The organism is Clostridium oryzae, assembly GCF_002029235.1.
In the GTDB taxonomy this organism is placed as follows: Bacteria; Bacillota; Clostridia; order Clostridiales; family Clostridiaceae; genus Clostridium_AE; species Clostridium_AE oryzae.
In genome coordinates this window covers 78,625-100,345 of the sequence record NZ_MZGV01000006.1, presented here as the reverse complement: position 1 = coordinate 100,345, position 21,721 = coordinate 78,625, and the positions used below count along the sequence as shown (strand labels likewise).

The 21,721-nt window shown below is 33.7% G+C and carries 24 protein-coding genes and 1 pseudogene; 16 read left to right on the top strand and 9 right to left on the bottom strand.

Annotation, left to right across the window (positions count from 1 at the left end; genetic code table 11):
• Window positions 1-33: 33 nt before the first annotated feature.
• The 11 genes from yqeK to CLORY_RS04510 all read left to right on the top strand — a co-directional run bounded on the left by yqeK (window position 34) and on the right by CLORY_RS04510 (window position 7,452).
• On the top strand, window positions 34-654 hold the full coding sequence (yqeK, locus tag CLORY_RS04555) for a bis(5'-nucleosyl)-tetraphosphatase (symmetrical) YqeK (RefSeq protein ID WP_079422326.1): 621 nt from the start codon (window positions 34-36) through the stop codon (window positions 652-654).
• A gap of 80 nt (window positions 655-734) precedes the next feature.
• On the top strand, window positions 735-1,064 hold the full coding sequence (locus CLORY_RS23700; RefSeq protein ID WP_242954335.1) for a hypothetical protein: 330 nt from the start codon (window positions 735-737) through the stop codon (window positions 1,062-1,064).
• Window positions 1,065-1,086: 22 nt separating this feature from the next.
• Window positions 1,087-1,437 carry a DUF4351 domain-containing protein gene (locus CLORY_RS23695; RefSeq protein ID WP_242954334.1) on the top strand — a complete coding sequence of 117 codons (351 nt, stop codon included), beginning with the start codon at window positions 1,087-1,089 and terminating at the stop codon, window positions 1,435-1,437.
• Between the two features lie 226 nt (window positions 1,438-1,663).
• Window positions 1,664-2,230, top strand: coding sequence for a flavodoxin family protein (locus CLORY_RS04545; protein WP_079422325.1), 567 nt, complete (start codon window positions 1,664-1,666; stop codon window positions 2,228-2,230).
• A 14-nt stretch (window positions 2,231-2,244) separates the two neighbouring features.
• Entirely contained in the window at window positions 2,245-3,114 is an 870-nt protein-coding gene (locus tag CLORY_RS04540; RefSeq protein WP_079422324.1) for an alpha/beta hydrolase, read from the top strand.
• A 222-nt stretch (window positions 3,115-3,336) separates the two neighbouring features.
• A complete protein-coding gene (locus tag CLORY_RS04535) occupies window positions 3,337-3,597 on the top strand; it encodes a hypothetical protein (RefSeq protein ID WP_079422323.1) in 261 nt (86 codons plus the stop codon).
• Window positions 3,585-4,034, top strand: a complete 450-nt coding sequence (locus CLORY_RS04530; protein ID WP_079422322.1) for a type II toxin-antitoxin system VapC family toxin — start codon at window positions 3,585-3,587, stop codon at window positions 4,032-4,034. Before CLORY_RS04535 ends, CLORY_RS04530 begins: the two co-directional genes overlap by 13 nt.
• 386 nt (window positions 4,035-4,420) lie before the next feature.
• Entirely contained in the window at window positions 4,421-5,278 is an 858-nt protein-coding gene (locus CLORY_RS04525) for an AraC family transcriptional regulator (RefSeq protein WP_079422321.1), read from the top strand.
• Between the two features lie 12 nt (window positions 5,279-5,290).
• Window positions 5,291-5,746, top strand: coding sequence for a GyrI-like domain-containing protein (locus tag CLORY_RS04520; RefSeq protein WP_079422320.1), 456 nt, complete (start codon window positions 5,291-5,293; stop codon window positions 5,744-5,746).
• A 4-nt stretch (window positions 5,747-5,750) separates the two neighbouring features.
• Window positions 5,751-6,710 (top strand): ABC transporter ATP-binding protein, encoded by a 960-nt coding sequence (locus CLORY_RS04515; RefSeq protein ID WP_079422319.1) that lies wholly within the window; start codon window positions 5,751-5,753, stop codon window positions 6,708-6,710.
• On the top strand, window positions 6,697-7,452 hold the full coding sequence (locus tag CLORY_RS04510) for an ABC transporter permease (protein WP_079422318.1): 756 nt from the start codon (window positions 6,697-6,699) through the stop codon (window positions 7,450-7,452). The genes CLORY_RS04515 and CLORY_RS04510 overlap by 14 nt, the downstream gene beginning before the upstream one ends.
• Window positions 7,453-7,601: 149 nt before the next feature.
• Here CLORY_RS04510 and CLORY_RS04505 read toward each other — a convergent pair whose 3' ends face one another.
• Window positions 7,602-8,237 carry a chloramphenicol acetyltransferase gene (locus tag CLORY_RS04505; protein WP_079422317.1) on the bottom strand — a complete coding sequence of 212 codons (636 nt, stop codon included), beginning with the start codon at window positions 8,235-8,237 and terminating at the stop codon, window positions 7,602-7,604.
• 149 nt (window positions 8,238-8,386) lie between these two features.
• Between CLORY_RS04505 and CLORY_RS04500 the strand changes: the two genes are divergently transcribed.
• Window positions 8,387-9,133 carry a MerR family transcriptional regulator gene (locus CLORY_RS04500; protein ID WP_169911526.1) on the top strand — a complete coding sequence of 249 codons (747 nt, stop codon included), beginning with the start codon at window positions 8,387-8,389 and terminating at the stop codon, window positions 9,131-9,133.
• A gap of 169 nt (window positions 9,134-9,302) precedes the next feature.
• On the opposite strand, the gene CLORY_RS04495 is transcribed toward CLORY_RS04500, so the two are convergent.
• The 3 genes and pseudogenes from CLORY_RS04495 to CLORY_RS04485 form a co-directional block, all read right to left on the bottom strand.
• The gene (locus CLORY_RS04495) at window positions 9,303-10,475 is read right to left on the bottom strand and encodes an MFS transporter (RefSeq protein WP_079422315.1); all 1,173 of its coding nucleotides are present in this window, start codon (window positions 10,473-10,475) and stop codon (window positions 9,303-9,305) included.
• A 305-nt stretch (window positions 10,476-10,780) separates the two neighbouring features.
• Window positions 10,781-11,155 (bottom strand): winged helix-turn-helix transcriptional regulator, encoded by a 375-nt coding sequence (locus CLORY_RS04490; RefSeq protein ID WP_079422314.1) that lies wholly within the window; start codon window positions 11,153-11,155, stop codon window positions 10,781-10,783.
• A 30-nt stretch (window positions 11,156-11,185) separates the two neighbouring features.
• A pseudogene (locus CLORY_RS04485) lies at window positions 11,186-12,281 on the bottom strand (DEAD/DEAH box helicase).
• Between the two features lie 388 nt (window positions 12,282-12,669).
• On the opposite strand from CLORY_RS04485, the gene CLORY_RS04480 reads away from it, so the two are divergent.
• On the top strand, window positions 12,670-13,041 hold the full coding sequence (locus CLORY_RS04480) for an Rrf2 family transcriptional regulator (protein ID WP_079422313.1): 372 nt from the start codon (window positions 12,670-12,672) through the stop codon (window positions 13,039-13,041).
• A gap of 95 nt (window positions 13,042-13,136) precedes the next feature.
• Window positions 13,137-14,186: a methyl-accepting chemotaxis protein gene (locus tag CLORY_RS04475; protein ID WP_079422312.1), complete on the top strand. Its 1,050-nt coding sequence runs from the start codon at window positions 13,137-13,139 to the stop codon at window positions 14,184-14,186.
• A gap of 29 nt (window positions 14,187-14,215) precedes the next feature.
• Here the strand turns inward: CLORY_RS04475 and CLORY_RS23690 are convergent, their stop codons facing one another.
• The 4 genes from CLORY_RS23690 to CLORY_RS04460 form a co-directional block, all read right to left on the bottom strand.
• Window positions 14,216-14,548: an EamA family transporter gene (locus CLORY_RS23690; protein ID WP_242954333.1), complete on the bottom strand. Its 333-nt coding sequence runs from the start codon at window positions 14,546-14,548 to the stop codon at window positions 14,216-14,218.
• 51 nt (window positions 14,549-14,599) lie between these two features.
• Window positions 14,600-14,944 carry an EamA family transporter gene (locus CLORY_RS23685; RefSeq protein WP_242954332.1) on the bottom strand — a complete coding sequence of 115 codons (345 nt, stop codon included), beginning with the start codon at window positions 14,942-14,944 and terminating at the stop codon, window positions 14,600-14,602.
• 209 nt (window positions 14,945-15,153) lie between these two features.
• Window positions 15,154-17,142: an ABC transporter permease gene (locus tag CLORY_RS04465; protein ID WP_079422311.1), complete on the bottom strand. Its 1,989-nt coding sequence runs from the start codon at window positions 17,140-17,142 to the stop codon at window positions 15,154-15,156.
• A complete protein-coding gene (locus CLORY_RS04460; RefSeq protein ID WP_079422310.1) occupies window positions 17,129-17,896 on the bottom strand; it encodes an ABC transporter ATP-binding protein in 768 nt (255 codons plus the stop codon). Before CLORY_RS04460 ends, CLORY_RS04465 begins: the two co-directional genes overlap by 14 nt.
• Before the next feature lie 231 nt (window positions 17,897-18,127).
• Here CLORY_RS04460 and CLORY_RS04455 point away from each other — a divergent pair, with 231 nt between their 5' ends.
• Together CLORY_RS04455 and CLORY_RS04450 are read left to right on the top strand one after the other, a co-directional pair.
• Entirely contained in the window at window positions 18,128-18,844 is a 717-nt protein-coding gene (locus CLORY_RS04455; protein ID WP_079422309.1) for a response regulator transcription factor, read from the top strand.
• A 13-nt stretch (window positions 18,845-18,857) separates the two neighbouring features.
• Window positions 18,858-20,258 carry a sensor histidine kinase gene (locus CLORY_RS04450; protein ID WP_079422308.1) on the top strand — a complete coding sequence of 467 codons (1,401 nt, stop codon included), beginning with the start codon at window positions 18,858-18,860 and terminating at the stop codon, window positions 20,256-20,258.
• A 25-nt stretch (window positions 20,259-20,283) separates the two neighbouring features.
• Here the strand turns inward: CLORY_RS04450 and CLORY_RS04445 are convergent, their stop codons facing one another.
• Window positions 20,284-21,720 carry a sensor histidine kinase gene (locus tag CLORY_RS04445; RefSeq protein ID WP_079422307.1) on the bottom strand — a complete coding sequence of 479 codons (1,437 nt, stop codon included), beginning with the start codon at window positions 21,718-21,720 and terminating at the stop codon, window positions 20,284-20,286.
• Window position 21,721 lies beyond the last annotated feature (1 nt).

Here is a 21,721-nt window from a genome sequence, read left to right as displayed (position 1 = left end):
CAAAGTAAGCTGATCATAGAAGGAGAAAAAGGATTGAATAAAATATTTACTTCGATTACTAGTGATTTTGAATTTACTGGTAATGTAAAAAAGGACAGCTATGACTTACTTATTAAGCATGGAAGGTTTGTTATAGCTGAGCATACGCTAAGAGTTGTAGCTAAAGCTAGAAGTCTGGCAGCGAAATACGGAATTGACGAGGAGGCTGCAGAGCTTGCAGCGCTTCTTCATGATATTGGAGGAGTATATCCTAATAGTGAAAGGCTTCAAATAGCTGAATTACTTGGATTAAAGGTACTGAAAGAAGAAAAAGAACTCCCATTAATTCTTCATCAAAAGATATCTAAAGTTATGGCTAAGGACATATTTGGAATAACAGACAAGACGGTTCTAGATGCTATTGGCTGTCATACTACACTAAGACCTCAAGCTACGCAAATGGACATGCTTATATTCATTTCGGATAAACTAGAATGGGATAAGAAAGGTATACCGCCATATAGTGCAGAAGTTGAAGAAGCACTTTCAATATCTCTTGAAGCTGCTGCGTTTAAATTTATTAAGTATCAGCTAAAGGATAGAGAGAAGCTTGCTGTGGTACATCCATGGCTTAAGGAGGCTTTCGAGGATTTGAAATCTAAAATAAATGAGTGAGCAACAAACATATATTCGTATATTTTGCGTCTGTGTTGGAAATAATAACAAGTATAAAGTTGTAGAAAGGCAGGCGTGATATGGATTATAATAAAATTGAAGATGCAGTTTTTAAAAAAGCTATGGAATTTTTTAAAGACAATGCAGTAAGCTTTTTTGGTATAGATACAAAGATTCTTGCACCAGCTGAGACAGAGATTAAAAATGTAGACATTAAAACAAATTATACTGATTATTTGTTTTATACCGAAGATGGGAGTTATCTGCACTTTGAATTTCAAACTACAGATAAAAGGGAAGATATTAAAAGATTCTTATATTATGATGCGTCGCTGTTTTATAAGGAAAAAAGAACAGTTAACAGGAGAAGATATTCTAACATTAAGTTTTATACCGTTGATGTCCAGTAAGGAAAATAAGAGTAAGAGAGCTTTGGAAGGTATAGAATTAGCAGATGCTATAGAAGATGAGGATTCAAAATTAAAATGTCTTACCTTGCTATATGCGTTATTTGATAAATTTGGAGATATCGCGTCAAAATCAAAATTTAAGGAGGTGTTTAGCATGACTGAAATAGGAAGAATGATAAGGGAAGACGGAATAAAGGAAGGCAAAATAGAAGGAAAGGCTGAATTGCTTGTTAATTTGTTAATAAAAAAATTCAAAAAGCTACCAGATGAGTATATTAAAAAGATAAAAGAACTTCCAGTAGAGAAGATGGATGTAATAGCAACTGAAATATTTGATTTAAATAGTGTAGAGGATTTGGAGAAATATATATAAATTTTAATAGCAGCCATCTTATTGATGGTTGTTTTTTTTTAATATATGAATTAAAATTTGTTGTTTTGAGTGAATAAAGAATATATAAGTTGGAAATTTGTGAGCTATGTGAGGAATAAAAATTCTGTAAAGCCTGATGAATACTATAAATAGTCATATGGATTTATAGATTTATATATAAAAATGAGCTGATAAAATAACTGAATGGTGTGGAGGAAAAAAGAAAATGGACAAGAAATGGTTGGCAATGGTTGGAAGCTCGCGAAGCGGAAAAAATACAGATTTGTTAGTAGACTATGTAATAGATGGGTTGAAGTATAAAGGTATTGCTATAGATAAATATATCTTAAATAGCAGTAACATTTCAACCTGCAACGGTTGTGAATATTGCATAAATACAGGAAAATGTAGAATTAATGATGAAGCAGCTAAAATAATATCAAGTATGAAAGAGGCAGATGGATATATTTTTGCATCGCCAACGCATAATTACAATATGACAGCACAAATGAAAGCACTGTTGGATAGAACTTTCTGCTTAAATGATTACAGCAATGGATGGAAAAGTAGAATTGCTGCAGGAAAAAAAGCAATCCTTATAGGAGTTTGTGGCGGCGGTACAAAAGAGTCTATAGGATATACAATAGAAGGTATGAACAAAGTCATTTCTGAATTGGGCGTAGAGATTATAGAGGAAATCGAATACTATAACTCAAAGAATAATCCAGTTTATAAAAATGCTATAATTAAAGAAGAGATTGTACAAAGAATAAGAGAAAATAAAAAAATATAAAGGAGCAACGTAACATGATTATTGATGAAAAGGTTTTAGGTATGATAAAAAACATGAGACAAGGCGATAAGGAGAGAACTGATAGAGCCAATATTATTGGAAGTGAAGAATTTATTCCAACTAGAGCTGGAAAAACTCGAGTGCTCGTTTATAAGACTGAAAATAGTACAAGCTTATCACCAGTGTTTTTTGATGTTCATGGAGGCGGCTTTATTGCAGGTCTGCCAGAGGACGATGACAGGTTTTGCGATGAGCTTAGAAAAGAGCTTAATATAACGGTCATCTCAATAGATTATAGACTAGCACCAGACCATATGTGGCCTGCGGGAATAAACGATACCTATGATGTTGTAGAATATGTAAGTTTACATAAGGAGGAGTTTGGAATTGATTCAGATAATATGGCTATTGGTGGTCATAGTGCTGGAGCTAATATTTCTACAGTGGTGTGCATGCTTGCTAAACAAAGCGGAAAGTTCTCCTTCAAGTGTCAGGTACTTGATTACCCACCTCTAGATGTTGCTACACCTGGAACGGAGAAGTTTTACATTGAAGGAGCAATCCCACCTGAGGTTGCAGCTATGTTTGACAAGTGTTATAGAAAAGATGAAGAAGCAAAAAATCCACATTGTTCTCCTGTGTATGCAAGTAACGAAGAGCTTAAAGGATTACCACCAGCAGTAGTTATTACTTGTGAGATAGATTCTCTTAGAGATGAAGGAGAGGATTATGCACAGAAGCTGATCAAGGCAGGAGTTGAGACAATAGCAAAGCGCTTTTATGGTGTATGGCATGGTTTTACTATTGGTGCACCTGACTTGAAGGAGAGTAAAGAAGCTTATAGGATGATTGCAGATGGAGTGAAGAAGTATTTAGGGAGATAGATTATTGTATTTATGGTGACAATGACCACATGAGTATTTTTAAAAGTGCAATTTATTAAAGGAGGCACAAACATTTGGTATGCCTCCTTTAAGTTATCATGTTATATAATTATAGTGAGCCATACTGTAAATAATGATTTGTTATTTCAAGATGAACAAATGTTTAGCAATTACTAATTATGATATAATAATTTATATAAGATAAAAAGGAGGAATCCTGTTATGAAATCAGTAAGCGAAGTTATTAATATAGATAATAAGCATTATAAAATGATTATTATACCTGATGAATTATTTGATACAATAAAAGAAAAACTTGGTGATGAGTTTATTTGGGATTACGATAAAAAAACTAATAGATTGTTTTTAATGAAAAAGCCTGAATCATATACAGATTTTTTATCTGGACTTGGCAAAGAAATGTGGGAGAGTGCAGGTGGAGAAGACTACATTAAACAGGAGAGAGAAAAATGGGACGACTAGGTGATGAACTGAAGAAGTATCAAAGAATATTGATAGATACAAATTTGTTTATTTATCTTATGGAAAAGCATCCGCAGTATTTTCAAGTCGCAAGAGAAATATTTGAGCAAATTGAAAAAGGCCAGGTTTATGGAATAACTTCAATTTTAGTCTTAACAGAACTTCTTACAAAACCGCTTAAAGATAATAATGAAAACTTAGCACGTTCATATAAAGCAGCTATAAGTACCTTTCCTAATTTGTCTGTGAAGCACATTGATAGTAATATATGTATAACTGCTGCTGAACTTAGAGCAAAGTATGGATTTAAAACCCCTGATGCCATTTTTATAGCTACAGCTATTGAAGAAGGTGCAGAAGTATTCATAACAAATGACATAAGGCTTAGAAATATGGCAGAAATCAATTGTATCATAATTAGTGATTATTTATATTAAACCTAAAATATAAAGTTATCTAAATGAAAAGGTAAACAATCCTGTCATAAACAATGAAGAAGGAGAATTCTCAGTTGATGAGGTTTCCCTTCTTTTTTTATGGTATAGAATTAAGCATTCTCTAAATTATACGAAGCGCTAAACAAAAGCTATGTAGAAAACACTGCTTTGTAAATTGATAAGAAAGAAATTTGAAAAAAATTACTATAGAAAATAATGTTCTGTAGATGCATAGCGGCGGTTTAAGGAGCGTGTAATCCTAGGAGGCATTTTCCAGCCGACGGAGATTATACGCTCCTTTTTTTATTTCACAAATCTGGACACAAAAAGAGAGGATATAAAATTTTTATTATGATAAACTCTAATTCATGAAGGGAAGTGATTAAGTGAAATGGCTGAAACAGATGAGTGGAGTGATTGATTATATAGAAAATAATCTAACTGGAGATATTTCTTATGATGAGGCAGCAAAGCTTGCCTGCTGTTCCACATATTATTTTCAACGAATGTTTTCCTACATAACGGATATTTCTGTGTCCGAGTATATACGCCGCAGGCGTATGACAGAAGCGGCTTTTGAATTGCAGCAGACTAAGGCTAAGGTAATGGAGATCGCTTTAAAATATGGCTATGAATCACCAACAGCTTTTAATCGGGCCTTTCAAAGTGTTCATGGTATTTCTCCAACGGCTGCACGTGTGAAGGGAGTTAGGTTGAATGCCTATTTACCTATAAGTTTTTCAATTTTAGTTAAAGGAAGTGAAAGGATGAGCTACAGAATTGAAACTAAAGAGGCAATGAAAATTGTTGGATACAGGATAGAACTGCAGGAGAGTATGGAGGAAAATCAGAAATTAGTCCCGATGTTCTGGAGCAGAATGCTTGAAAGTGGGGAGTTCTTGAGAGTTTGTGAACTTACGAATAAAGCCGAGAGGTGTGTTTTTGGTGTGACATCCTATGAAAATCACAAGGATATTTATTATTATGTTGCAGCGCAAACAGACAAACCTACCCCTGAGGATATGTTTGAACTTGAAATACCTGCTGCTACCTGGGTGGTTTTTGAAGGTGATGGTCACTTTAAAGAATCTGTTCAGAGCATATTCAAAAGATTTCTTACAGAATGGCTGCCTGCTTCCGGTTATGAATATGCTGAGCTACCGGATATAGAAGTTTATCCTGTTGATGCTCAAGGTTCAAAGAGCGGTCATGCTGAAGTATGGATTTCTATTAAGAAAGAATGAGGTGTAAAATAAATGAATTATAAAATTGAAGTTAGAGATATTGAGCCTATTAGAGTGGCTTTTATGAAATACAAGGGTGTAGTCACTGAAGCAAATAGAGTTTTCCCGAATGTGTTCAAAGCTATTCATGGAAAAGTAAATGGAGCACCATTTTTCTGTTACTATGTAATGGATCAGCAGTCTAAAACAGGTGAAATTGAATTATGCGTTCCTACAGCAGAAATGCCAAACGAAAATGGTGTTACAGCAAAGGATATGCCTCGAATAAAGGCTGTGTGCGTTACACATATCGGCTCTTACGAGACTATGAGTTATGCATATGAAGCACTCAACCGTTACGTGCAGGAAAATGGTATCACGCTGCAGCCGCCATTTAGGGAAGTGTTTATAAAGGGACCGGGAATGTTTTTAAAGGGTAATCCTGATAAGTATGTTACAGAAATACAGTTTCCAGTGAAAGAAGGGTAAATGAATGCTGGCGATTGAAATTGATAAATTAGTTAAGCAGTATAAGAATGGTGTAAGGGCCTTAGATGAATTAAGCCTAAAGGTAAAATGTGGAGAAATTTTTTCTTTGCTTGGTCCTAATGGTGCGGGGAAGTCTTCACTTATCAATATTCTTACAACTCTTTATAAGCCAAGCTTTGGAAAGGTAACGATGCTTGGAAAAGATTTATGCAGGGAGCCGGCATGGGTTAGGACTCAGATAGCCTGCGTTTCGCAGAGAGTTTCTATTGATGAGCATTTGTCGCTTATGGAAAATATGATATTTCAAAGTAGGCTTTACAAGGTGGAAAAGGCTGCGGCTAGGAAAAGAATCAGCAGTTTAATCGACAGCTTTGGCTTGGAGCAGTATTTGAAATATACGGTTGCTTCCTATTCAGGTGGAGTAAAGCGGCGGCTGGATATCGCAATGAATATGGTGTCTATGCCTAAAATACTTTTTTTAGATGAACCAACAGTCGGCATGGATATTGTTTCCCGAAAGGCAATGTGGAAAATAGTGCGAAAAATTCGAGACGATTTTGAAACGACGGTTTTCCTTACCACTCATTATCTAGAAGAAGCGGACCAGCTTAGCGATACGGTTTGTATTATGAAAGAAGGACATGAACTTGCGCAGGGAACTTCTGAAAAACTGAAGGAATATACTAGACAGAATATACTTCGTATTGGCTTTGCTGACAGTAAAAAGGCAGAAAACAGTGTTAATCTGCTTGAGGAAGCACATATACTTCCGGCTATAAGTGTTCGAGAAGGCTCAATTTTTGCTGATGCTGGAGACAATAGACAGACTTTTGAACAGGTGAATAAGCTGCTTTTGGAAAAGCAGGTGCCTTTTGAAGCAATTGAGATTGTGCAGCCTAGTCTTGAAGATGTGTTTATGAAATTAACCTATGCAACGGGAGGGATATCTAATGGAGACAATTAATATTTTATGGCGTAACATAAAGTGGCGCTTTCAAACGCCTATCTCAATCCTGCTTACTATAATACAACCGCTTATCTGGCTGTTACTATACAGTGCAATTGCAAATCAATCTATGCAGAAAATATCAGACGGCAACTATACAGCTTTTATTCTTCCTGGCATTATGGTGCTTGTCACATTTGCCTGCTGTAGCAGCAGTGGGTATATCAATTTTACTATGAAATCTAAAGGCAGCTTCTATAGAATACTTATTGCACCTGTGAGACGAAGTTCTATTGTTCTTGGACAAATGCTTGAAGCAGCTTGCGTTTCGTTTTTTGAAGTAGCTATTATGGTTATAATGGGTATATTCCTATCGGTGCATATAGCTTCAGGGTTTATCGGCTTACTTTTAATGGTGCCTCTTATTTTCCTTACAGCATTTTTTATGTCTGGGCTAGCTTATGCAATAAGCCTGTGTCTGCCGCATGAAGCAATCTATGAGACAATTATGAATCTTATCGTACTTTCCTTGTTTTTTGCCAGTACTGCATTATTCCCAATGAAGAATATATCTGGAGCTTTAAAAATAATTGTGACAATTAATCCCTTCACTCATGTTATAAATTGTTTGCGCAGTCTTATATTGTGTGCTTCTATTGATTGGAAGAGTTTATTATCTGTAACAGGCTTATTTATATGTCTCTGTTGCGGCAGCTTTGCACTAGCTCTTTGGAGGTTAAAAAAGGAAACCGTAAGTTAAGCTAGTATTTCAGTAAAAGCGATATGTCCTTTTAATTTTAACAAGGCCATGGCACTGCATATATAATTTCGACTAGTAAAATATCGACGTTTCAACGAATTTTGTGAAGTCGGAATAGCTGATTTACTTCAAAATTTATATAACTCAAATTATAGATATTTTACTGGATTATCTAAAATTTCTTGAATTATGCTGAAGAATTGTCCTACATGAATGCCATCAACTAACGCATGATGTGCTTGTACAGAGAATGGCAATTTAACTTTTCCACCTTCTTCGAAATATTTACCCCAAGATATTCTAGGTATACTATCTACAGGCTTCATCTGAATCGGATGCGTTATATTTGTAAAGGAGATCCAGGGGATACTGGTTATGTACAGTAGGTCATCACGTCCTGGCTCATCTTCTATAGTTATCTTGTTTTTTACTTTTTCAATTCCTTTTAATGCACTAATTTTAAAATCGTCATATTTATCTATAAAATTTACTGTACAGAAGCTAAATACTTCTCCTTCAGTCATTACAGTGAAAGAGGGGCTTACAATTTCATGTTCAATCAGCTTATCTCCTCTTATTCTGAATCTAAACTCTTTTATGCTATTGGCTGTTTTTACAGAAGCATATAAAATTGATATAAAAAACGGTAATCCGTTTTCTTTAATATAGCTATGGTAGTTTGTAATATCCAGATTACCACAAATATTAAAATGCGGATAATCTAGCTGTTTGAAGTAATTGTAATGGTCTTTTCTATTCCAGTTTTCTACATCTATGAATTTCATGCATATATCACTCTCCAGAAAATTATATCTATAACATATAATAACATAATATTTATTTAAAGTCCTATTGACAGTTCCGTTACGGTATCAATTATACTTGTTTTAGGAAGTACTTCTATATAAATTCCAGAATGCTAGGGGATGATTTGATGGCAGCATTAATGAGGATAAATGATGTAGCTAAAAAATATAATATAACAAAACGATCGTTGAGATATTATGAAGAGGTTGGACTATTGAATAGCAGAAGAATTGGAGCTTCGAAAAGCAGATATTTTGATGAGGCTGCGATTAATAGGCTAGAACAAATCCTATTGCTACGTAGTGTGGATTTTACAATCAATGAAATATCTAAAGTGCTGTTATCGGATAATCGGGAGTCAACTTTTGAAATTTTTGAAAATAGATTAAAAGAAATTGCTGATATGATAGATGAATTAAATTATTGCAAAGGTATTATTGCTTCGTTTATCAAAATAGGTAAAAGCATAGGGGTTGACAAGGTTAACATTTATCAATTGCTGCGGGATCAAATATATGTTCATAACAATGACGAAAGGATGTTAAGTATGGAAGAGAAGTATGAAGGAGACATTATCAAGGTGGAATTTGGAGTGGCCATAGTTCCAATTGTATGTCCAACTGAATGTGATAACTTTTTAGATAAGATTAAAGAGATGCGTAATAAGATAGAAACGGAAACTTCTAAAAGAATTCCACTCATCAGAGTTTTAGATAATGAAGAACTTGATGAATGGCAATATAGAATAAGTATAAAAAAGAAGGTTATGCTGGATAACAATTTAGAGATTATTGCTCCAGAGGATAGAAGCTCTGCTATGCTAAGTTATTTGGAAAGCATTGTGAAAACAAGTATAGACGAAATTTGCAACTAAGAAGTTGGAAATCTATATATAAAGACCTAATTTTCTTCGAGCCTCGATTTTTCGAGGCTCATTTCTGTATCCGAGTGTAACGCTACAGGTGTATGACAGAAGCGGCTTTTGAATTGCAGCAGACTAAGGCAATGGATATTGCTTAACTCAAAAAAATTATTTAGTATGACTATACAGATTCCTTTATGCTTATGCATTCATGTATAAAAACTGCTAGAATCACGCTTGCAATAAGGGCTGATAATGCGCATACGGAAGTTGCTGCAGCAAAATTGAAATGAGCTATAAGAAAACTTACTATTGCAGAGCCAGAAGCGGTTCCAAGCCACATGAACGAATTGTTAACTGCCATAACTGTGCCTCTCTGAGCTGAACTTAATTGTGTAATCAGCACCTGCATAACGGAAAAAGCAGCACCGCCTGAACCCAACCACAGAAATACATCTATAGCTGCAAGAAAAATATTATTACCGAATATAGGTAATAATATCAAAGCTGTTACGAGTAAGAGTGATGAGGCAATAATAGTTTTCTTTTTACTAAATTTATCGCTCAAAATACCACCTAGCTGTACACCGCATACATTTCCAAAACCCGCAAAAATTAAGAATAGTCCGACATCAGAAACCTTCAAGTTGAACTGTTTATCAAGCCAAAAGCCTAGAAAGGTATATAGACCTAAATTAGCGACTGCTATAAATAAAGTTACTAGAAAACTAAATACCACAGACTTAACTTTGAAGACTTTTATAAACTGATGGAGGTAATTAGTATTTGAGCTGTCAGTAGTTTTTTTGTCTGGAAAATATGCATAAATAGATATAGAGACGAGAAACGAAACTACTGCTAGTACATAAAAGCAGGTTTCCCAATGCATTAACTGAGCTAAAAATGAACCTATCGGGACACCCAAAATCATTCCTAGAGAGAGCGCAGAAGCTATAATGGCAGTTACTCTGCCTCTTTCTTTATAATCAAAATAGTCACCTATGTAGGCCCAGACATTAGGGGCTGCACAAGCTGCGCCGACACCGGTAAAGGCTCTTGCTATGATAGTTAGGATATAGTTTGGAGCTATTCCTGTAGCTAAGGAAGCTATAGAAAAGATAAATGTACCAATAACCATCATTTTTTTTCTGCCGACTTTATCGGATATAGGACCTAGTAATGGAGAAAATATAACGTAAAGTATTGAGTAGGCAGTTACAAGATATCCGCCACTGCTTGCAGCTATATTAAAACTCGAAGCTATCAGAGGAACTAGAGGAGAGACAATAAAAGTATCACAGCCTAGTAGAAAGAATATTGAGAATAGTAATGTGATAATAAGACGTTTTTTCATTAATTTGATACCACCTGTTAAGATTTATTTTATGTATATAAAATGCGATAAAGTTCTTATATTGTGGCTTCTAAAATATCACTGCGGAATAGGTTCGACCCTAGGATCTTTTAGAAGTCAGAATATATTAGAACTTTCACAATTTATGCAGCAGCTTTGCTGTATAAAATAAATTATGATGGTATATTTACCATTGCACAAGAACGCACAATTTTAAGAATAAGTCATAAAATTATGCCTATAAGCTAGTATAGAGAAGTTACGGCTGTAAAATTATTTGAAACTTTTGTAGCTACAACTTTTGATTAAGGTGTTTTTATAAATTCCACGTCATGATTTTTGATATAGTCTCTTCCAAAGTCGATTAGAGTATTCAGGATAGGCAGGAATCTTTTCCCGGTTTCGGTTAATGAATACTCAACTCTTGGAGGAATTTCGTTGAACACTTCTCTGTGTATCATATCAGCTCTTTCTAATTCCTTTAGTTGCAGTGATAATACGCCATGGGATATGTTTGGTATTAGCTTTTGCAGTTCATTAAAACGGATTGTTTGTTTGCTTAAGTAGAATAAAATTATAAATTTCCACTTGCCTTCCACTATTTTTTGGACTGTACGAACAGGGCATAACTTTCCGTTTGGTGTTTCGATTATTAAGCTATCATTATTGACGTTCTGCATTTTTTAAATCCTCCGCTTGCTATCACTCTATCAATCTAATTTCCTTCTAGGTATCTTAAACTTAATTGTTTTCTCTATTTCTGCTAACATTCCTTTATCTTTTGGGTCGATAAACAAACAAGTGTAGCCTTCCTCGCCAGCTCGGCCGGTTCTACCTATACGATGTATGTAGTTTTCTACACTTTCTGGAATATCATAATTATATATATGGCTTACTCCGCTTATATCTAAGCCTCTTGAGGCTACATCTGTAGCTATCAAATATTGAAAATCACCATGTCTAAAAGTTTTCATTATTCGTTCTCGTTTTGATTGAATTATATCACTGTGTATCTTTTCGCAATTATACCCACGTCTGTAAAGGGCTATTTCAAGTTCATCAGCTCTTCTCTTGGTTCTACAGAATATGATAGCCATAAACGGATTATCTTGATCCAATACCGTACATAAAGCATCTTGCTTTTTTCTGTCGGTGGTTTCTACAACATCTTGTTTAATAGTATCAAGCGTAACTTCTTCTTTTTTTATAGATATGGTCACGGGGTCTTTCATATATCTATAGGCTAATTTTTTAACCTGGGGATTTATAGTTGCAGAGAAACAATTTTTTAGAGGCGTTTTTTATAATAGTATCAACTTCATTTTTAAAGCCCATAAGAAGCATCTGATCTGCTTCATCCAGTACAAAAGTTTTTAATTTGCTTAAATTTATCGTTTTTCTTTCAAGATGATCTAATAGCCTTCCTGGTGTTGCAATAACAAGATGGACGTTCCCTTTCAGCTTTTTAAGCTGAGCACCTATATCTTTACCACCATAAGTAGCTAATATATTTATATCCTTAGCTTCCTTAAGTTTTAGAGCTTGCTCAGTTATTTGGAGGGCGAGTTCTCTTGTAGGAGTTACAATTAAGGCTTGAATTGCATCAATGGAAGGTGATATATTCTCAAAAATAGGAAGCAGAAATGCAAGAGTCTTTCCAGTGCCTGTTTGCGCTTCAGCGATAACATCCTTTCCATTTTTTATTTGTTGTATGCTCTCAGCTTGAACGGGAGTTGGCTGAGTGATTCCACTATTTTTTAACACATTTATTAACGCTTCACTAATACCTAATTCTTTAAAGTTCATTATTTTCTACCTTTCGATAATTCGACGTGCATAAATTTTTAGTTGAGTTAGAAACCCTATAATAATACCATACTATTGTTATTAATACTAATCATTATGATTTTTTATTTCTTATTAACTCTTATATTATTATAACCAAAGTGCAGCATAAGCACACTATAATTCCAATTAGGAATGGCATGGCATCTATAGCTGTAAGGAAAATGTTATTCCTAAATATAGGTAATGATAGAGCAATGAAACTATTGTTAACTCATAAAAGCAGGTTTCCAATATATAGGTTAGCAATAGGTAAAAAAAGTTAAAAAAATTTAATGCGATATAATAACCATTATTAGTTGACAAACGTAATTGGTGTAACTATAATGGTTACAAGGAGAGAATTTAAATGAAAATAAGTAGTCGCTTTACTATGGCTGTTCATATTATGGCTTTGATATCTATGGGTGGAGTTGTTGTTTGTACTTCAGAATGGATTGCCAAAAGTGTGAATACTAATGCCGTAGTAATTAGAAGAATAGTGAGTAAATTAAGAGCAGCAGGATTTATTGGGACAAAAGCTGGAACAGGAGGATATTATTTAACAAGGGAACTTGATCAGATTACTTTGTTAGATGTATATAAGGCGGTGGCAGTGGTAGAGGAAGGAGAGCTTTTCAATTTTCATGAGGATCCAAACCTTAAGTGTCAAGTAGGCGCGCAGAGGGTTTTAATGATGGATTTAGTAAAGCTGAAACATATGCACAGCAGGTTAATATAATCATTAAGGAACTCATTAAGTTGAATCCAGAGAGTAAGAGGGAAATAGAAAAAATGTAGCAGGATTTTAATCCTTATTATGAGACTGGTAAGAATATGGCTAAAGCATACATAGCTGGCGGACCAGCTAAAGGAAATCAAACAATGAGTGAGTTTGACAAGACAGCGGAGACTATCAATAAGTCAGTGGATTCATTCAAAATTAAATCAAAGCAGGGTATAGAGCATTCTATTAGCCATATCGAACTGTCAGTGCAAAGGTCTATAATTATGTTGTTAACCTCAATAGCGGTAATAATTTTATTATCAGCTCTAATGTTAATGTTGATATCGAAGAGTATAGTCAACCCTATAAAATTACTAAAAAAGGAAATTAATAATCTTGCAGAAAATGGGGGGGATTTGACACAGCAAATCAATGTTTCATCTAAAGATGAGATTGGTGAATTAGCAGCTAGTGTAAATAGATTTATTGCTAATCTTAGGTCGATAATCATTGAAGTGGATGAATGTTCTAGTACAGTTATTGATATGGCAAAGGCCCCAGCTAAAAGCTTAGAGCAGCTTAACGATAATGTGGAGAACACAGCAGCTACTGCTGAAGAATTGTCAGCAGATATGGAAGAAACGGCTGCATCTGCAGAAATTAATAAGAGGGCAGAGGAATTAAAAGCTAATGCAATTGCATCGCAAAAAACAACGGAAGAAATTTATGGAGAGGCCAAAATAAAATTAGAAGCAGCTTTGGAGCAAGCTAAATCTATACGACAAATAACACAGCTCTCAGATTCTATATTAAAAATCTCATCACAAACAAACTTACTTGCATTAAATGCATCCATAGAGGCAGCACGTGCAGGAGAGGCTGGCAAAGGGTTTACGGTAGTGGCTGAAGAAATAGGCAAGCTCGCAGAAAATTCTAGTTTGACAGTGAAGGAAATTCAAAGAGTAGCAAATGAAGCTATTACATCAGTTGAAAATCTTTCTACAAGCTCGGAAACCATTATGCAGTTTATGGATGTTAATGTTAAAAATGATTATCAAGCTATGTTAAACACAGGTAAGCAGTACAGTAAGGATGAAATGCAAATTAGCATGGATAATGCACAAAGGTTAAAAAGTATTGTTGCAAAGTTTACTGTATAGGCTGTCGGCTATGGAGAGCGAAACATTTCCTAGTTAGAATGTGCATATCTATCTCTAGCTAGTACGATTGTAGAAGTTAGTATAAATATACTTCCGATTAATAAAACAATAGATAACTTTTCGCCAAGAAATAATACTCCTAAAAATATGCTGACTATAGGCTCAAAAGTTCCAAGTATTGCAGAGGAGGAGACACCTATTATTTTTGTGGCCTTTAGCAGTAAAATTATTGACACTATAGTTGAGATTATTGATATTCCTGGATAACATACTACAGCTTTAAAGTTAAAATTTAGGGTTATAGTATTATTAAATACTCCATATAAAGTAGTGCCTATTGATGAACTAAAGCAAATATACACCAGTAGCAGCGAGTAACAGAGATATAATTTTTTTTGGCGCTTAGTTTATTCTTAAAAAATATGAAACCTGTTATGTAAACAACAACTGGATATATAGTGCAGAGTTGTCGCGAGGCCTGCGCCTAAATAGTTGTAAGACATAAATAGCGCTAGCGTTGTTATAGTGTATCCAACAGTATTTATCAATAATAATAATATCTGTTCCTTTCCCAAACGGATATTAATCTTAATGCATTTTAGATAAAAAAGTAATCTTAATGCTGAGATTATAAATCTAAATACTAATACAGTGGTTGGGTTAGAACCATTAACATATGCAACTCTAGCTAAAATAGGCATGATTCCGAATGCTGTTGATGATAAGAGTGCATAGACTATTCCTTTGTAATTGTTCAAATCTTTATCCTCCACGTGAGAACGTTCATATTGGAAAGATATTATTTCTATTAAAATAATATCTTTCGAACCCACATAATATTATAGCCTCTTATAGCATTAAGGTAAATCAAAAAAGAGTTTTAGGAATGTATCAATGCAGAAAATGTGTGATGCACATAGAAATTTGACACATGAATATATCGATTAATTCTTATTTGTTGAATGCATTAGGCTTTTCTGCTGATAATTTTCATATATGCTATAACTGAGAGTAGATAGTAGAACAAATAAGCTGCTGCATATATTCCCATCATAATGCCTATTAACTGTATTGCATGTATTGAGTTGCCCCAACCTCCTTGATCGAGGTAATGAACATAAACTTTAAGTGCAACAGCACTATGAAGAGTACCAAATAAAAGTGGTACAATAAAAATAAATCCAACCTGTTTGACAACAAGCTTTAAGGTCTTTTTTTTGCTCAAACCTATCTTTGAAAGTACAGTGTATCTATGCTTATCCTCATGTGCCTCCATTAATTGCTTGTAATACATTATGCTGCCTGTTGAAGCGATAAAGAGAATTCCTAAAAACATACCGATAAATGTAAAAGTACCGTACAAACTATGCATCATTATATAATTATTATAGTAACATACAAAAACTTTGTCTGATGGAATAATTGTATTAAGCTTTTCAGCAATACTTTTAATATCATACTGTTTTTTTAGATTATATGTTCTCCAAGTTACTATATTGTTTTTGGTTGAGGCAGCAAGCTGCTTGAAAACCGTATCCTTTACGACGATAGTTGCTTTTTGTAATTTATATCCTAAAACACCTTTAATATCTGAATCTGAAATATTAAATTTATACGAGTTATCACCAATAGTAGTGTGGAGCTTACTGCCAGTCAACCTTCCTCTTTTACTAGCTAAATCGCTTGCTTCAATGAAAAAACACTGGTTATTATTATTGATTTTAATGTCGGTAACTCTTGCAGAAGATCCAGTGCACTTGCTGAGATTCGAATTTTCCATAATATCGTTGTATTCAGAAAGTGATATTATGTATATGTCAAAAGGAAAACTGGATAATTTTTCCAAGGAACCTTTATATTTTGGTGTACGGCCACTTCCTTTTATTATTTTAAAGTCCTTTTTGTAGGTTATGCTATTTCCTTTATCCTTTCTAATAACAGCAGATACTTCTTTATTTAAGGTTTTATCCCCACCATCATAAGATATTGTAAATGGAGCTGAATTTGGAACAGATTCATCCAGCATTTTATTAAAACTAAAGGTAAAGCAAAGAGCCGTCATTGCAACTGCAGAAATAATCGATATGGTTGCAAGCAGATTGCTGTTGCCTTTAATCCTGTAGGTAAGTTGAGAGATACTCAATAGGTTTTGCCATTTGTAATAGGTCTTTTTATTTTTCTGTGATAGTTTAAAAACATAAATCAACAGATTGTTAAATAAAATATATGTGCCGGCAACAATAATCACACTTAATGCCAGAATTTTATACATCATTTGTTTACCACCAGAAGATAAATCAACATTTAGCGTAACAATATATCCCCCTAGTACCATTATTAATGACAACAATGCTAAGGCTTTAGAAAATTTAGGTGAACTTTCTCCTTCCTTATCGGCATGCATAAGCTCGATAAGCTCATAATCATATATCACATAGTAAGCTTTCATCGAATTTAGTGCAAATATAATTACAAAAACCATAATTGTCATCAATATGGATTTAATGTCAAAGCTATATTTAATAGAGGTATTTGATTTTATACACATAGCATATAACTTCAAAAAGAAATTTGATGAAAATTCGCCTAGCGGTACGGCGATGACTATTGATAGTATTCCAAGAAAGATGTTTTCACAGAACATTAATATACCAATTTCTTTCTTTTTCATTCCAAGAAGAGAGTATAGTGCAACCTGTTTCTTTTTGTTTTTTATAAAATAGCTATTTGCATACCATATAAAAATAGCTGAAAAAACTATGACGACTATAGCTGCTGCCTTGAAAACAGCGACGACCTTAACTCTTGAGGAACTGAAGCTGTGTATATGGGGATTGAAGTATATTGAAAAAAATATTGTCAGTATAAAAACAGAAATAAAGCTGCTTATAAAGTATGAAATATAGTTTTTGAAATTGTGTTTAACGTTTTTAGCACCAAGGTTAAATAGCGTCACTTTTATCATCTCCTACTGTGGCAAGGGTTTTAAGAATCTCGCTATAAAATTCCTTCCTTTCGCCATTTTTTTCTAGTTCGATATAGAGCTTTCCGTCTTTTATAAATATAATTCTATTGCAGTAGCTTGCAGCAAAAGCATCATGAGTTACCATAACAATTGTTGCCTCATTATTTTTATTTAAGAGAGAGAGGCTTTCTAACAGTTCTGTTGAAGATTTTGAATCGAGCGCTCCGGTTGGTTCATCGGCAAGCACGATTTCTGGCTTTGTAATTATAGCTCTTGCAGCTGCAGCTCTCTGTTTCTGACCTCCAGAGACTTCATAGGGGTACTTATTTAAGATGCTCTTAATATTCAAAATACTGCTGATTTCATTTAATTTTGCTTTCATAGTGGCAGCCTTTACATTGGATAGTGAGAGGGGTAAAATGATATTTTCTTTTAGGGTAAGTGTGTCGAGAAGATTATAATCCTGAAAAATGAAACCAAGCTTTTTTCTTCTAAACTTTGATAGCTCGTCATCATCGAGGTTTAAAAAACTTTTTCCTCCAATTGTAACTGTTCCTGTTGTAGGGATATCGATAGTGGATATCACATTTAATAAAGTTGATTTACCAGCTCCTGAGGGTCCCATAATTCCCAAAAATTCTCCTTTTTGAACAGAAAAACTGACTCCGTTTAAGGCTTTTGATTCGCTTCCACCATGTTTTGAATTGTATATTTTTTTTACGTTTTTAACTTCCATTACATTCATGAAAATACCTCCGTGTTATTTATTTAACTTCAATTAGGATTGTACACGGGTGGTATTAAGCCATTCCTAAAAGCATCTTAATTTCATCTTAAGTTTTTGCGAAGTAATTTGTTTTATGTTCTTAGATTTGGCTCGCTTAGCGGGTTAAACACAGTTTCTTGTGACAGTTGCTTTGTGCATGTTTTTGACCGTATAATTTATATAGTGAAAAGAAGGATAGGAGTATTTAAAATGAGTGAATCAGATTTTTTAAATAGAAAAATATTAATTATAGATGATGAGAAGGACATTACAGATTTAATAGAGACAGTTTTATTAAAAGAAGGTTTTAAGAATGTATATGCAGCGCATAATGGATTAGACGGCATATTAAGGTGTCGTCATGAAAGTCCAGATGTAGTAGTACTTGATATAATGCTGCCAGATATCGATGGTATTGAGGTGTGCAAAAGAATAAGAGAATTTTCTTATTGTCCGATACTTTTTCTCTCTTCAAAAAACAGAGAGACAGACAAGATTATGGGCTTGAGTATGGGCGGAGATGATTACATTACTAAGCCGTTTAGTCCAAGAGAAATAGCCTTTCGTATAAAGGCACAGCTCAGGAGACAGCAATATGCTGGTATGAAGAAGGCTAATAACAGTTGTGTTATAGAAGTGAGCGATATTACTATTGATAGTGAACATTCTCAAGTGTACAAAAATGGTGATGAGGTTATACTTACAGCAAAAGAATATCAGCTTCTTTTGTATTTAGCAGAGAATCAAAACAAAATTGTTAATAAGGAAGTATTGTGTGACGTGGTATGGGGAGAAGATTATATTGGATATGATAACACTATTTCTGTCCACATAAGGCATCTAAGAGAAAAACTTGAAGATAATCCGTCAAAACCAAAGTTTATTATTACAGTAATAGGACTTGGGTACAAGCTTGTAAATAAGTAAGGAGCGATGATAAATGAAAAAGTCAAAATATAATGCACTTCCTCATTTATATTCAATGTTTTTGATACTTTTTCTGGTTTTTGCTTTCATTTCCTCAGCGATAGTAATTTATTTAATGAACAGCAGTGTTGGTAAGAGTAGCAGCGATGTTACTTGGAGCAGCTATCCAATATCTTTTACAAATAATTTTTCTAAAAATATTAGCTTTGTAAATGGGAAACCTCAACTTTCGATTTCAGGAAAAGATGAATTAAAAAAGCATAAGCTTTTTATTCAGATTGTTGACAGATATGGATATGTGGTTACAAACTATAACAGTCCCATAGGAATGAAAACTCACTACTCCCCGATAGAAATAGTACAGATATATAAAAATGGAGTCAAATCAAAAAAGTATTCAACTTTCGTTGGAAGCGTTGATAATAGAGGCTATAAATGGACATATATTATAGGCTTTCCTGTAAAAGTACTAAAGCTAACCTTCTATTTAGATTATGGAAAAGCTGCTACATTTAAATTTATTGTGGCTGGAATGTTATTGACAACCCTGTTTTTTATTACAGTGTTTGGAGTAAAAACTAATCGTATTTTATCTGGTATGACAGCTGGAATAGAAGGTTTAAAAACGAATTCCTATGCTCCCATGAGGGAAAAGGGACTATATCGTGAGGTGTATGCCAGCCTGAATGCTTTGGATGAAAAGCTTAAAGCTAATAAAATCGAAAGAGAGAGAGATGAAAAATTGAGGGAGGAATGGATAGCGAATATTTCTCACGATCTAAAGACTCCATTATCACCTATAAAAGGTTATTCTGAAATGCTAATAGATCCGGAATATGAAGCTGATACTGAGGAAGTAAATAAATATGCTGCGATTATACATAAGAATGCAAAAAATATTGAGAGCATAGTTGAAAATTTGAACTTTACTTATCAGCTAAAAAATAATATGCTTCCGATAAACAGGAAAGATGGAAATTTAGTGAGGCTGATGAAGGAAATAATAATAGATGTGCTTAATCATTCAGAGTATGAAGACAGAAATATAGTGTTTGACTGCAGTGAGGATAAGATAAATTTTTGCTTTGATAGCACCCTTCTAAGGAGAGCTTTTGATAATTTGATATACAATGCAGTGCTTCATAATGAAGCTGATACTGCAATAAAAATTTCAATGATAAAGTCGGATAAAATATATGTAATTATTAAAGATAATGGGAGAGGGATAGCAAAGGAGGATTTAAAAAAGCTCTTTGAGAGATATTACAGAGGAACCAGCACTGCTGTAAATGTAAAAGGTTCTGGGCTTGGAATGGCAATCGCAAAGCAGATAATAGAAGCACATGATGGAAAAATATATGTAACAAGTAAGATAAATAGTGGTACTACAATAAAAATAGAGTTTCCAGAATAATTCTATTATCTGTTTTTAGTAAGAACTAAGGTTTAACGGGGATACATATAGTGAACAGTATTTTTTCAGTTTCACTGGAGGTCAGTTTTATGTTTCCGCCATGTTTTTCTATAATTTTTTTTGTTATAGCCAGGCCGAGGCCGCTTCCACTAGAACTGCTGCTTTCTGCTTTTACAAAGGGTTCGAATATTGTATTTTTTATGGTTTCATCAATGTCTGCGCTGCTGCCAATCTCAAGGATTGCATTGTTATCTTTTAAATAGCATCCAATCTTTAAGCGGGTATAATCCTCATTATGAGTTAGAGTGTTATTGAAAATATTGGAAATAGCCCTTTTCATGAGCTTTTCATCAAACTTAAATAAAACAGGATGCTCACTGATATCAAGATCAAGCTCAAAATGTTTATTTTTAAATTCCTCGAAGTATTCTGCTACAAGGCGTCTAAACCATTCGGTAAAATCAAGTTCAATTAAGGAAGGTAAAAATTCGGAATCTTCCAATTTTGAAAGTGAAAACAAATCTTCTATAAGAGCTGTTGAATATACAGCTTTGCTATATATTATTTTTAAGAATTTTTTTTCTTGCTCAGGGGTTATATTTTCTTCCAGCAGAAGTTTAGAAAATCCTTGAATAGAGGTTATAGGTGTTTTTAGGTCATGAGATACATCTACTAAGAGTCTCTTTTTACTAGCATCAATTCTTTTGTTTTCCTCTTCAACCATATTAAGTTTTAGTACCATTTCATTAAATTCATTTTCAACTTCCTGCAGTTCCCTTAAACCCTTTATGTCAGCTCTGGTCTTATAATTAAGTTTCTTGAAGCTTTTTATACTGTCAATAAAGGTTTTGAGGGGGTTTGTTATAAATTTTGAGCTTATAATACTATAAATATAGATACCTATTATCAGATAGATGAACTGTATTAAGTATAGAAGACCATACGATTTTAAGCTAAAAATGCTGTCCTTTTTAGTATAAAAGTTAGGTGTATATAAAAGCGAATAAGAAATTTTTCTCCTGTCAATTTTATATAGAAAAATATATGGCTCTCCATGCTTACCTTTTACCATAAAAACTTGTCCGACAAAAGGACATTTAGGAGAATAATCGTTAATGGAAACCAGATCAAATAGCTGTTTTTCGTTATATTTCATTATATTATCTTTTTTCTTGCCCTTTATAAAGATTACTTTTTTATTCTGATCTAAAACTTCTTCCCAGCCGTCAATATCTGAGAGAAATCCTAACTTTATTTTATTAAAGTCTTTGTTGTAGTAGGTGCGGAAGGAGGTCCTGCCTATGTGTTCATTTTTAAAGATAAATTTTTCTGAAATAAATGAGGAAGAAGTATATGAGAGTTGTAGAACTAAATATAATATTAAAAAGGTTACTAAATAATTTATAATAAGGAAGCCTTTTATACTCAGTTTTTTCTTAAGAATATTAAGATTGATCTTCATG